The following is an 11,727-nucleotide window of genomic DNA, read 5'->3' on the forward strand; positions in this document are numbered from 1 at the left end:
CCGCCGATGATTATCGGCGTGTCATCGACCGTTTTCGTACCGCCCGCCAAGATATTGCTTTTTCATCAGATTTCATTGTCGGCTTCCCCGGCGAGAGCGAGCAGGATTTTCTCGCCACTCTCGCGCTTGTCACGCAAATCGGCTACGCTGCGGCATATTCGTTCAAATACTCCGCCCGGCCGGGAACGCCGGCCGCGGACATGCAGGAGACGGTGTCCCCCGCCGAGATGGACCAGCGATTGGAGCGGCTCCAGGAACTGATCGACAGCCAGCAATCGGCCTTCAACAAGGCTGCGATTGGCTCAACGGTCGATGTGCTGTTCGAACGTCCGGCGCGCAAGGAGGGCCAGATCGTCGGCCGCACCGCCTTCCTCCAGCCTGCCCATGTGATGGCCTCGCCCGACATCATCGGACAGATCCTGCCTGTCAGGATCGACAGCCTCGAGCGCTACAGCTTCCTCGGCGAGCTCGCCACAGCGCGCACCGCGCACGAGCCCGCTTTATCGCAAGCCATCGGAGCCTGAACCCTTGCCAAAAAGCGCATCGGATTCGTCTTCTCTCGCTCCCAGCCGCAAATTTGACCGCGACATGCAAGTTCCGCCCGAGACCCAGGTCGTCATCGATTTCGACGACAACCGCGCCGCTTCCGCCCTGGTCGGCCCTTACGGCCAGCACCTCGCGCAGATCGAACGGCGGCTCGGCGTCGTCGTCGATTCCAAGGGCAACCACATTACCATCGGCGGCACGCGGGACGGCTGCGATGCCGCGCGCCGGGTGCTGGAGATGCTCTACGCGCAGGCCGTGAAGGGGCAGGACCTCGACCAGGGCGAGGTCGAAGGCGCGATCCGCGCCGTGATCGCGCAGGGTTCGCTGTTCGAGTTCGACGCCAAGTCGGCCAAATCGACCTTCGACAGCATCAACCTGCGCAAGCGCCCGGTGCGCGCCCGCACCGCTGCGCAGGACTCCTACATCCGCGCGCTGAAGCGCCACGAGCTGGTGTTCGGCATCGGCCCCGCCGGCACCGGCAAGACCTGGCTCGCGGTCGCGCATGCCGCGCAACTGTTCGAGCGCAAGGAGGTCGACAAGATCATCCTGTCGCGCCCGGCGGTGGAAGCCGGCGAGCGGCTCGGCTTTCTGCCCGGCGATCTCCGCGAGAAGGTCGATCCTTATCTCCGCCCGATCTACGACGCGCTCTATGATCTCATGGACGCGCGCATCGTCGAGCGCGCGCTGCAGACCGGCGAGATCGAGATCGCCCCGCTCGCCTTCATGCGCGGCCGCACGCTGACCAATGCCGCCATCATCCTGGACGAGGCGCAGAACACCACGTCGATGCAGATGAAGATGTTCCTGACCCGTCTCGGCGAGAACAGCCGCATGATCGTGACGGGCGATCCCTCGCAAATCGATTTGCCGAACGGCCAGACCTCGGGTCTCGCCGAGGCGACGCGCCTGCTGAGCGGCGTCGAAGGCATTGCCCAAGTTCATTTCAAAGCCGAGGACGTGATCCGCCACGAGCTCGTGGCGCGGATCGTCGCCGCCTATGAAGGTTCGCCGCAGCGGCCGGCGGCCGATAAATCCTGACGGGACAACAGCCGGACCAGACGGGCGCGAACGCGGCGCCTGATCGTTCCTAACAAAGACAATGTCACATCCGAACCTTCCCATGACCGAGGTCCTCGTCGTTGCCGATTGCTGGCAGCGCGAGCCCGATTCCGAAGCCGTGATCCAGCGCGCGGTCGCCGCCGCTGCCGAGAGCGTCGACGACGATGTCGCCGACGCGGAAGTCGCCGTGATGCTGACCGACGATGCCGGCATCCGCACCCTCAACAGCAACTGGCGCGGCATCGACAAGCCGACCAACGTGCTGTCGTTTCCGGCGCTGCAGCCCGAGGGCGAATGGAAGGAAGGCGATGCGCCGCGCATGCTCGGCGACATCGCCATCGCCTACGAGACCATGCGGCGCGAGGCGGACGAGGAACACAAGCCGTTCGATCATCATTTGAGCCACCTCGCGGTGCACGGCTTCCTGCACCTGATCGGCTACGACCACGAGAACGACGACGACGCCGAGGAAATGGAAGCGCTGGAGACCGAGATCCTCGCTCATCTCGGCATCCCCGATCCCTATGCCGACCGCACGGGGACGCATTGAGATGCCGGATTCCGAACCAATCCACGACAATCCGCGCAACACGCCGAATTTGCCGGCGGTGGTGACATCAGGCGAGGTGTTGCGTCCGACCGCCGAAGGCTGGCTGCTGCGCGCCATCCGCACGCTGTTCGGCTGGAAGGCGGGATCGGTGCGTGACGATCTGCAGGTCGTGCTCGACGCGACGACGCCCGACGACACCGGCTTCTCCGCCGTCGAGCGCACCATGCTGCGCAACATCCTCGGCCTGCACGAACGCCGCATCGCCGACGTCATGGTGCATCGCGCCGACATCATCGCGGTGAAGCGCGACATCCCGCTCGGCGAATTGATGGACCGCTTCGAGAGCGCCGGCCATTCCCGCCTCGTCGTCTACAACGAGACGCTCGACGATCCCGTCGGCATCGTCCACATCCGCGACCTGCTCGCCTTCATGACCGCCAGGGCGCGCGTGTCGGAGGCCACCAAGACCAAGCGCAAGAAGCCGCTGCCCGCCGGGCTCGATCTGCGCGCGGTCGATCTGGCGCTGCCGCTCGAGGACGCGCGCATCATCCGCAAGCTGCTCTACGTGCCGCCCTCGATGCGGGCGATCGACCTGCTGGCGCAGATGCAGGCCACGCGCATCCACCTCGCGCTGGTCGTCGACGAATATGGCGGCAGTGACGGACTGGTCTCGATCGAGGACATCGTCGAGCAGATCGTCGGCGAGATCGACGACGAGCACGACAGCGACGAGCCGCCCTCGATCGTGCGCCTGCCCGACAATGCCTTCATCGCCGATGCGCGCGCCAGCCTCGACGACGTCCGCACAGTGATCGGAGCGGATTTCGTCACCGGCGAGGCCGGCGAGGAGGTCGAGACGCTCGGCGGCTATCTCGTCAGCTTCGTCGGACGCCTGCCGGTGCGCGGCGAGGTGATCTCGGGCCCCGGCAATTACGAGGTCGAGGTGCTCGATGCCGATCCGCGCCGCGTCAAGCGGCTGCGCATCTCGACGCGGAAGGAGCGTCCCGCGCTGCGCACCCAGCGCGAGAGCCGGCGCCGCGAGGCAGCCCCTGAGAGCAACCCGCCGCCGGCCAATGACACGCCGACCCCGCCGCCGAGCGACGGAACCGGCCCGCAGTGAGCGCATTGCAGCGACTTCGGCAGATCGCGCTTGCCATCATCCTCGCCTGGGGATGGAAGCGCGCCGTCATCGCCATGGCAGCCGGCGCGCTGTCGGTGCTGGCGCTGGCGCCATTCAACCTGTTCCCGGTGCTGTTCGTCAGCTTCCCGGTGCTGGTCTGGCTCATCGACGGCGCCGGCGCCGGACGATATGGCGGCGTCCCCGCCGCGGCGCTGACCGGCTACTGGTTCGGGCTCGGCTATTTCGTCCCCGGCCTCTACTGGATCGGTTACGCCTTCTTCGTCGACGCCGATATCTTCGCTTGGCTGACGCCGTTCGCGGTGCTCGGCCTGCCGGCCTATCTCTCGATCTTCACGGCAATCGGCTTTGCGCTGGCGCGCCTGCTCTGGACCAAGAACGCCACGCGCATTCTCGCCCTCGCGGCAAGCCTCACCGTTGCCGAATGGCTGCGCGGCCATGCGCTGACCGGCTTTCCCTGGAACGCGTTCGGCTATGCGCTGTCCGAGCCGCTGCCGCTGGCGCAGACGGCCTCGCTGATCGGCCTGTGGGGCATGACCTTCCTGACGGTTGCGATCTTTGCGAGCCCGGCGACGCTGATCGACCGCACGCCCGATCGCCGCCTGGCGTGGCACGCGCCGGCCGCGGCAATCGCGCTTCTGATTGTCATGAGCGTTTTCGGCGCGATCCGCCTGTCGCTGCATCCGACCACGATGGTCGCCGGCGCCAAGCTGCGCCTGATGCAACCGAACCTGCAACAAGACGCCAAGTTCAACTACGCCGCCAAGGCGGAGGTGATGAAGAAATACCTCGCATTGTCGGACCGCGCCTCCGGACCGCAATCGACCGGCGTGCGCGATGCCACCATCCTGATCTGGCCGGAATCCGCATTTCCGTTCTTCCTGACCCGCGAAGCCGACGCGATGGCTGAGATCGCCGAGCTTTTGCCGAAGGGCACGGTACTGATCACGGGTTCAGTGCGCGCGCCCGATCTGCCGCGGGGAACTCCGATCACGCGCGCCTACAATTCGATCTACGTGATCGATCATGACGGCAGCGTGCTCGCGGTCTACGACAAGCTGCATCTGGTGCCCTTCGGCGAATTTCTTCCCTATCAGGAGCTGATGGAGAAGCTCGGTTTCGAGCAGCTGACGCGTGTGCGCGGCGGCTTCATCGCCGGCAGCGTGCGGCATGCGCTGCCGGTCGCCGGCGCGCCGCCCGCGCTGCCTCTGATCTGCTATGAGGCCATCTTTCCCGGCGAGGTAGCTGGACGCAACGAACGTCCCGGCTGGATCGTGAACCTCACCAACGACGGCTGGTTCGGCATCTCGACTGGCCCATACCAGCATCTTGAGCAGGCACGCATGCGCGCGATCGAGCTCGGATTGCCTCTGATCCGCTCCGCCAATACCGGCATCTCCGCGGTGATCGATCCGGTCGGACGCACCGTCGCAAGCCTCGGTCTCGGCATCGAGGGCATTTTGGATGCAAACCTGCCCGCCGCAATCCCGCCGACCGTCTATGCGCGGCTGGGCGATGTGCCCGCAGCCATGCTCGTCGCGCTCGGCGTGATACTCGCGGTCCGCCGACGTGTTGCCAAACGGCACCCCTGATTGCGCCGCAGCCAGCGAGGCGGCCGGAATCCTTTGACAACCGTAGTCCCACGGTTGACAGATTGCACGCGGGTTCCTCATTCTGCACCCGCTGCGAAAGACAGTGGGCGTTGCTAAATTTCTCCGCAATGTTTCCCAATAACAGGGTTTGATTTTTACGTTGCTGGCACCTGAGGCATCCCGGTCGATTGCGCTGAAGGTGGTGTTTGGAGGCTGAGGAAATGTCGAAAGCGCCCAACCCTGTTGACAAATATGTCGGCAGCCGTGTGCGTATGCGCCGCATCATGTTGGGCATGAGTCAGGAAAAGCTCGGTGAAGCTTTGGGCCTGACGTTCCAGCAGATCCAGAAATACGAGAAGGGCACGAACCGGGTCGGCGCGAGCCGCATCCAGCAGATTGCCGAGATTCTCCAGGTGCCTGTATCGTTCCTGTTCGAGGGCGGCCCGAGCGGTGTGGCCGGCCCGGACGGCTTCGCTGAAGGTGCTTCGCCCTCCTACGTCTCGGACTTCCTCGCGACCTCCGAAGGCCTCGCTCTGACCAAGGCGTTCACCCGAATCACCGATTCGAAGATGCGCCGCTCGATCGTCGATCTCGTCGAACAGATCGCCGCCCGCGAAGGCCCCGACAAGCGCTGACGCAGCGCAATCCGATTTGAGGCTGCGCCAAATCTGGCCTATGTCGTCATTTGCGGCCGCGCGTTGACGTGCGCCTTCCCGGATGATGCGATTCAAAGGCATAGATGCGCCCATGACGAACTCCAACTGGTTCGATAGCCAAACTATTCTCGACGGCATCCGGCGCTGGGTGGAGATCGAGACACCGACAGAGGCGCCCGAACAGGTCAACAAACTCGTGTCGCTGGTCGCGGATCAACACCGCGATCTGCCGGTCACGCTCGAGCGCATCGCCGGCGTCGACGGTTGCGGCGATCATCTCCTGGTCCGCTCGACATGGGGGCAGGAGCAGCCGGGCATCCTGGTGCTGAGCCACCTCGACACCGTGCACCCGCTCGGCTTCATCGAGCGCCTGCCGTTCAAGGTCGAGGGCGACAGCGCGTTCGGCCCCGGCATCTACGACATGAAGGGCGGCGCCTACATCGCCCACCACGCCTTTGCCGCGCTCTGCGCCGATGGCAAGCGTTCGCCGCTCGGCATCACCCACATGTTCACCTCCGACGAGGAGATCGGCAGCCCCACCTCGCGCGCGCTGATCGAGAAGGAAGGACGCAAGGCCAAATACGTGCTGGTGACGGAGCCGGCGCGCGACGGCGGCAAGATCGTCACCGGACGCAAGGGCGTCGGACGCTTCGAGGTGTTCATCAAGGGCGTGCCGGCGCATGCCGGTTCGCGGCCCGAAGACGGCCGCAGCGCCATCCGCGAGCTCGCCAACATCATCCACGCGCTAGAGGGAATGAACGACCTGAAGCGCGGCGTCACCGTCAATGTCGGTGTGGTGCGCGGCGGCACGCGCCCCAACGTAACGCCGGAAGAAGCCTATGCCGAAATCGACCTGCGCGTTCCGAGCTTCACTGACGCGGACGAATTCGTCGGCAGGATCCTCGGGCTGAGATCGAAGACGGACGGCGTCACAGTCACGGTCACGGGCGAGCTCAATCGTCCTCCGTACGAAAAGGGCAATGCGGGCGCATCGCTCTACGAGCACGCCAGGACGCTCGCCACCGAGATCGGCTTCGAGCTGATCGACACCTATACCGGCGGCGGCTCGGACGGCAACTTCACCGCGCCCCACACGGCTACGCTCGACGGGCTCGGCGTCGACGGCAAGGGCGCACACACCCATTATGAGCAGCTCTACGTCTCCTCGCTCGCGCCGCGCGCGCGGCTGCTCTATCGGCTGTATCAGACACTGCGATGAGCGAGCGCAAGTCAGACCCCGATCGCGACGACAGCGAGCGCGCCTTCTTCGGGCGCCGCAAGGGCCACAAGCTCCGGCAGCACCAGGCCGAGCTGATCGATCATCTGCTGCCGCATCTTGCGCTCGACATCGATCGCGATGCGCCGGCGGATGCGTGCGAGATCTTCGATCCCGCGGCGGATGATTTGCGGCTCGAGATCGGCTTTGGCGGCGGCGAGCATCTCGCCGCAGAGGCGCAGAATTTCACCACGACCGGCTTCATCGGCTGCGAGCCCTATGTCAACGGCATGGCGAAGATCCTCGCGCAGATCGAGGCCGCCAACATCGCCAACATCCGCCTGTTCGCCGGCGATGCCGCCGAGCTGCTGGCCTGGCTGCCGAAGGCTTCGCTGTCGCGCATCGACCTGATCCATCCGGATCCCTGGCCGAAGCGACGGCACTGGAAGCGGCGCTTCGTCCAGGACAGGACGATCGCCGCGATGGCGCGCGTGCTGAAGCCGAACGGTGAATTCCGCTTCGTCTGCGACATCGACGATTACTGCGCCTGGACGCTGTCGCATCTTGCGCGCTCGCCGGATTTCAAGTGGCTCGCGGAGCGCGCCGACGATTTCCGGCAGCCATGGCCCGGCTACACCATGACGCGCTACGGCCGCAAGGCGGCGCGCGAAGGCCGCAAGGCGGCTTATTTGCGGTTCAGGCGGGTCGGTTAGCCGTCATTGCGAGGAGCCCCGCGACAAGATTGCGAAGCAATTTTGTCGTGGGAGACGAAGCAATCCAGAGTGTTTCCGCGGAGAGATTCTGGATTGCTTCGCTGCGCTCGCAATGACGAAGTGGGGAGCTAGATCGTCTGCCGGTTGCGCCAGAAATTCACGACGCGTTCGGCCGTCGTCGGCATCAGACGCGTGAAGTTCATGCGCGCGGCCTCGATGTCGGCATCGGCGGGCGTGCGATTGGCGCCGTACCAGAGCAGGATCAGTGCGCGCACCGTGGGCCAGCCAAGATTGAGCACGCGGCCGAGGATCAGGATCGGATCGTAGCGGTCACCTGCGATCAAGCGGTCGAGGATCGGGATGCGGATGCCGGCCATCGCCGAGAGCGAGGCGATCGATTCCTCGTATTTGTGTGCCTTGGCAAAACCAAGCAGCGCGCTCTCGCCGAGATGGCCTTCGCGATGCAAGGTGAGCACCGTGCGCTGGGCAGCCGAGAAATCGCGTCGCGGCCCCGGCGGCAGCGCCGCCTCCTCGATCGCCGCCATCGCACGCTTGATCTCGACCTGGCGCACGGGATTGACCACGCTGGAGAGGCGGCGGCGGATGACGTCGAGCGTGCCGTTGAGAAGCTCCTTCAGGTGCTCGCCGGACAGATCGGGGCGCTGACCAATCTTGAGCGTCAGCACGCCGTCCTGCGCGGAGCGCTTGATCAGCTCGGAATAGCTGGCAGGCGAAAACACCGCGCCGGCATTGCCCGCGGCGCGGCGCACGACATCACGGTCGCCGCGCTCGACCAGCACATCGGTGACGATGGCCGGCAAGACGGGGCGTTCGGTCATCGCCAGCAGATGCCCCTGTCCCTTCAGCCGCGCGATCTCGACGAGAGCGGCGTCATCGAGTACGGGCGAGCGGCGCAGCACGGGACCTGCGACCATGATCTCGTTTTCGCGCGCGAGCTGATTGACCAGATGCCGCGGCGCGTTGTTCAGACGCGAGAAGCGCTCGGCGAGATCGACGCGCGAGGCGAGCTCAGCATGCGGGACGAGATCGATCAGGAGATTGTCGAAGAGATCGATGAGTTCGGGACGGAGCCGCGCGGGATCCTGGAAGTAGAGGTCGGCGATGGCGCGCGCGATCTCGCCACGACGGCGCGGGTCGCCGCGTTTGACGATATCGTCCAGTCCGGGAATGAGCGACGTGGCAACGGTCATGAAAACGCAAACTCGTACAGGGCACGCCGCGGGTGCGCCCTAGGTCCAAGCCGCCCCACAATCAGGGAATTTAGGCCTCGGAAATGAAGGAAGCGTTGCGCGGCGGGCCGCAAACCGGCCTCAAAAAGCCTCACCTCGCCTCCGATGGGCCTTGTCCGGGAGGGCGGAAAGGGCTATATCAACGCCAATTCATCTTCTCATACGATCCGCGTAGTGAGAGTGGGCCCGAAAGGACCCGCTCTTTTTTATTACTTGAACGCGGGTTGGCGGAAGATCCGGCCCGACCGCTGTCGGGAAAGTTCCGAAGTGGGCTTTGACGTCTTAACCAAGCCTTAACCCAAGCGTTAACCAACGAGCGCCTTGACCCTCGATATGACCGAACCGAACACTGGTTCCACGGATGCCGAACTACTGGCCGAGCCGAGGCTCGTGGTCGAGCCGGGCGTCGCGGCGCGGGTGTCCGCGGTTGCGGTCCCTGTGCTCCAGGGCATGGGCTATCGCCTGGTGCGGATCCGCATCTCCGGGGAAGCCGGCTGTACCGTGCAGATCATGGCCGAACGGCCGGACGGTTCGATGCAGCTCGAGGATTGCGAGGCGATCTCGCGGGCGCTGTCGCCCGTGCTCGATGTCGCCGACCCCATCGACCGCGCCTACCGGCTGGAGATCTCCTCGCCGGGAATCGACCGCCCCCTGGTGCGGCGCTCCGATTTCGAGCGTTATTCCGGCCATCTGGTGAAGGTCGAGATGGCGGTCGCCCACGAGGGACGCAAGCGGTTCCGCGGCACGCTCGGTGCCGTCGAAGGTGACCGCGTCCATCTGCATCGCGACGACGCCAAGGCGGGCGACGATGCCGACGTTCTCCTGACCATGGAGGATATCGGCGAGGCCCGCCTCGTGCTGACCGACGAGCTGATCGCCGAATCCATGCGCCGCGGCAAGGCCGAAGAGCGCCAGATGCGCCGGGATCTCGGCCTCGCGCCGCCGCAGGCGCCGCACGCGAAAATCAGCGAAAAAGCCGCCAAGAACACCAAGCCGAAAAAGAAGCCGGCCCCGACCAATACGAAGAAACATCGCCTTGCCGCCGAGCGCGCGCGGCGCGGCGAGATCGAGCCTGACCAAGGAGACTAGCCATGGCAGTCAGCGCCAATCGACTTGAATTGCTTCAGATCGCCGATGCCGTCGCCCGCGAGAAATCGATCGACCGCGGCATCGTCATCGCGGCGATGGAAGACGCCATCGCCAAGGCCGCGCGGGCCCGCTACGGCAGCGAGACTGACGTTCACGCCGAGATCGACCCGAAGAAGGGCGAGCTGCGGCTGTCGCGGCACATGCTTGTCGTCGACAAGGTCGAGAATCACTCCAACCAGATCTCGCTGGTGGACGCGCAGCGCGCCAATCCGGGCGCGCAAGTAGGCGACACCATCGCCGACACCCTGCCGCCGCTGGAATATGGCCGCATCGCCGCGCAGTCGGCCAAGCAGGTCATCGTGCAGAAGGTGCGCGAGGCCGAGCGCGACCGGCAGTATCAGGAATTCAAGGATCGCATCGGCGACATCGTCAACGGCGTCGTCAAGCGCGTCGAATATGGCAGCGTGATCGTCGATCTCGGCCGTGGTGAAGCCATCATCCGCCGCGACGAGATGCTGCCGCGCGAAGTGTTCCGCAACGGCGACCGCGTCCGCGCCTATATCTTCGACGTCCGCCGCGAGACGCGCGGCCCGCAGATCTTCCTCTCCCGCACCCATCCGCAGTTCATGGCAAAACTGTTCGCGCAGGAAGTGCCCGAGATCTATGACGGCATTGTCGAGATCAAGGCTGTCGCCCGCGATCCGGGCTCGCGCGCGAAAATCGGCGTGATTTCCCGTGATTCCTCGGTCGATCCGGTCGGCGCCTGCGTCGGTATGCGCGGCTCGCGCGTGCAGGCGGTGGTGAACGAGCTGCAGGGCGAGAAGATCGACATCATCCCGTGGTCGCCCGATATCGCGACCTTCGTGGTCAACGCGCTGGCCCCGGCCGAAGTCTCCAAGGTCGTCATCGACGAAGACCGCGAGCGCATCGAGGTCGTGGTGCCCGACACCAACAACCAGCTCTCGCTGGCGATCGGCCGTCGCGGCCAGAACGTTCGTCTGGCCTCGCAGCTCACTGGCTGGGACATCGACATCCTGACCGAGCAGGAGGAATCGGAGCGCCGCCAGGCCGACTTCGAGAACTCCACCCGCGTCTTCATGGAATCGCTCAACGTCGACGAGGTGGTCGGCCAGCTGCTGGCGTCCGAAGGCTTCACCTCGGTCGAGGAACTCGCCATGGTGGACGTCAAGGAGCTCGCCGGCATCGAAGGCTTCGACGAGGAGACCGCGCAGGAACTCCAGAACCGCGCCCGCGAATATCTGGAGCAGCAGGAAGCCGAGCTCGAGGCGAGGCGCAAGGAGCTCGGCGTCGAGGACGCCCTCAAGGACGTGCCCGGCGTCACCTCCAAGATGCTGGTGAAGTTCGGCGAGAACGACATCAAGACTGTCGACGACCTCGCCGGCTGCGCCACCGACGATCTGGTCGGCTGGACCGAGCGCAAGGAAGGCGGCGAGCAGACCAAATATCCGGGAGCGCTCGACGGTATCGACATCTCCCGTGACGATGCCGAGGCGATGATCATGCAGGCCCGCGTCAAGGCCGGCTGGATCACCGAGGCCGATCTCGCCAAGCCCGCTGAAGAGGCTGAGGCGACCGAAGATCAGCCGGCTTAAGGGCGACGGAGGATGTCGCCCGGATGCTCGCCAGCACTGACAGCGAACTCGACCATGGGCCGCGGACCGAAAGGTCCGCGACCATGCGGATGTGCGCGGTCAGCCGGCAGGTCCGGCCGATCGACGAGCTGATCCGCTTCGTCGTTTCGCCGCAAGGCGACATAGTTCCCGATCTCAAGCGCAAGCTGCCCGGGCGCGGCATGTGGGTCACCGCCTCGTGCGAGGTGGTTGCGGAAGCCGTGCGGCGTCACCAATTTAGCAAGGCCTTCAAGCGCGAGCTGCGCACCCCTCAGTCGCTTCCCGCC

12 protein-coding genes are annotated in these 11,727 nt (G+C 65.3%); 11 read left to right on the forward strand and 1 reads right to left on the reverse strand.

Features of this window, described 5'->3' with window-relative positions:
* From A5906_RS43725 to trmB, 8 genes are all read left to right on the forward strand, one after another.
* Positions 1-524 (forward strand): TRAM domain-containing protein (locus A5906_RS43725; protein ID WP_245326568.1); only part of this gene is annotated, 524 nt, incomplete at its 5' end.
* A gap of 64 nt (positions 525-588) precedes the next feature.
* Entirely contained in the window at positions 589-1,584 is a 996-nt protein-coding gene (locus tag A5906_RS03065) for a PhoH family protein (protein ID WP_130363890.1), read from the forward strand.
* An 82-nt stretch (positions 1,585-1,666) separates the two neighbouring features.
* Positions 1,667-2,155 (forward strand): rRNA maturation RNase YbeY, encoded by a 489-nt coding sequence (gene ybeY, locus A5906_RS03070; RefSeq protein WP_430642344.1) that lies wholly within the window; start codon positions 1,667-1,669, stop codon positions 2,153-2,155.
* A 1-nt stretch (position 2,156) separates the two neighbouring features.
* Entirely contained in the window at positions 2,157-3,275 is a 1,119-nt protein-coding gene (locus tag A5906_RS03075; protein WP_080133763.1) for a hemolysin family protein, read from the forward strand.
* Entirely contained in the window at positions 3,272-4,885 is a 1,614-nt protein-coding gene (gene lnt, locus A5906_RS03080; protein ID WP_080133764.1) for an apolipoprotein N-acyltransferase, read from the forward strand. Before A5906_RS03075 ends, lnt begins: the two co-directional genes overlap by 4 nt.
* A gap of 221 nt (positions 4,886-5,106) precedes the next feature.
* Positions 5,107-5,520, forward strand: a complete 414-nt coding sequence (locus A5906_RS03085) for a helix-turn-helix domain-containing protein (RefSeq protein ID WP_008131807.1) — start codon at positions 5,107-5,109, stop codon at positions 5,518-5,520.
* An 82-nt stretch (positions 5,521-5,602) separates the two neighbouring features.
* Entirely contained in the window at positions 5,603-6,760 is a 1,158-nt protein-coding gene (locus A5906_RS03090; RefSeq protein ID WP_080133765.1) for a M20 family metallopeptidase, read from the forward strand.
* A complete protein-coding gene (trmB, locus tag A5906_RS03095) occupies positions 6,757-7,470 on the forward strand; it encodes a tRNA (guanosine(46)-N7)-methyltransferase TrmB (RefSeq protein WP_080133766.1) in 714 nt (237 codons plus the stop codon). Before A5906_RS03090 ends, trmB begins: the two co-directional genes overlap by 4 nt.
* 128 nt (positions 7,471-7,598) lie before the next feature.
* Here the strand turns inward: trmB and A5906_RS03100 are convergent, their stop codons facing one another.
* Positions 7,599-8,681 (reverse strand): DUF2336 domain-containing protein, encoded by a 1,083-nt coding sequence (locus A5906_RS03100; protein ID WP_080133767.1) that lies wholly within the window; start codon positions 8,679-8,681, stop codon positions 7,599-7,601.
* Between the two features lie 372 nt (positions 8,682-9,053).
* Between A5906_RS03100 and rimP the strand changes: the two genes are divergently transcribed.
* From rimP to A5906_RS43730, 3 genes are all read left to right on the forward strand, one after another.
* Entirely contained in the window at positions 9,054-9,809 is a 756-nt protein-coding gene (rimP, locus tag A5906_RS03105; protein ID WP_080133768.1) for a ribosome maturation factor RimP, read from the forward strand.
* Positions 9,810-9,811: 2 nt separating this feature from the next.
* Positions 9,812-11,422 carry a transcription termination factor NusA gene (nusA, locus tag A5906_RS03110; RefSeq protein ID WP_080133769.1) on the forward strand — a complete coding sequence of 537 codons (1,611 nt, stop codon included), beginning with the start codon at positions 9,812-9,814 and terminating at the stop codon, positions 11,420-11,422.
* A gap of 23 nt (positions 11,423-11,445) precedes the next feature.
* Positions 11,446-11,727, forward strand: a 282-nt coding sequence (locus A5906_RS43730) for a DUF448 domain-containing protein (protein WP_245326569.1), incomplete at its 3' end; no start/stop codon positions are given.

The sequence above is a fragment of the Bradyrhizobium sacchari genome, from assembly GCF_002068095.1.
In the GTDB taxonomy this organism is placed as follows: Bacteria; Pseudomonadota; Alphaproteobacteria; order Rhizobiales; family Xanthobacteraceae; genus Bradyrhizobium; species Bradyrhizobium sacchari.

Coding starts and splice junctions, on each gene's coding strand:
- A5906_RS03100 (WP_080133767.1), bottom strand. CDS start 8,681: ATGACCGTTGCCACGTCGCTCATTCCCGGACTGGACGATATCGTCAAA.
- A5906_RS03090 (WP_080133765.1), top strand. CDS start 5,603: ATGATGCGATTCAAAGGCATAGATGCGCCCATGACGAACTCCAACTGG.
- rimP (WP_080133768.1), top strand. CDS start 9,054: ATGACCGAACCGAACACTGGTTCCACGGATGCCGAACTACTGGCCGAG.
- A5906_RS03065 (WP_130363890.1), top strand. CDS start 589: ATGCAAGTTCCGCCCGAGACCCAGGTCGTCATCGATTTCGACGACAAC.
- A5906_RS03085 (WP_008131807.1), top strand. CDS start 5,107: ATGTCGAAAGCGCCCAACCCTGTTGACAAATATGTCGGCAGCCGTGTG.
- nusA (WP_080133769.1), top strand. CDS start 9,812: ATGGCAGTCAGCGCCAATCGACTTGAATTGCTTCAGATCGCCGATGCC.
- trmB (WP_080133766.1), top strand. CDS start 6,757: ATGAGCGAGCGCAAGTCAGACCCCGATCGCGACGACAGCGAGCGCGCC.
- ybeY (WP_430642344.1), top strand. CDS start 1,667: ATGACCGAGGTCCTCGTCGTTGCCGATTGCTGGCAGCGCGAGCCCGAT.
- A5906_RS03075 (WP_080133763.1), top strand. CDS start 2,157: ATGCCGGATTCCGAACCAATCCACGACAATCCGCGCAACACGCCGAAT.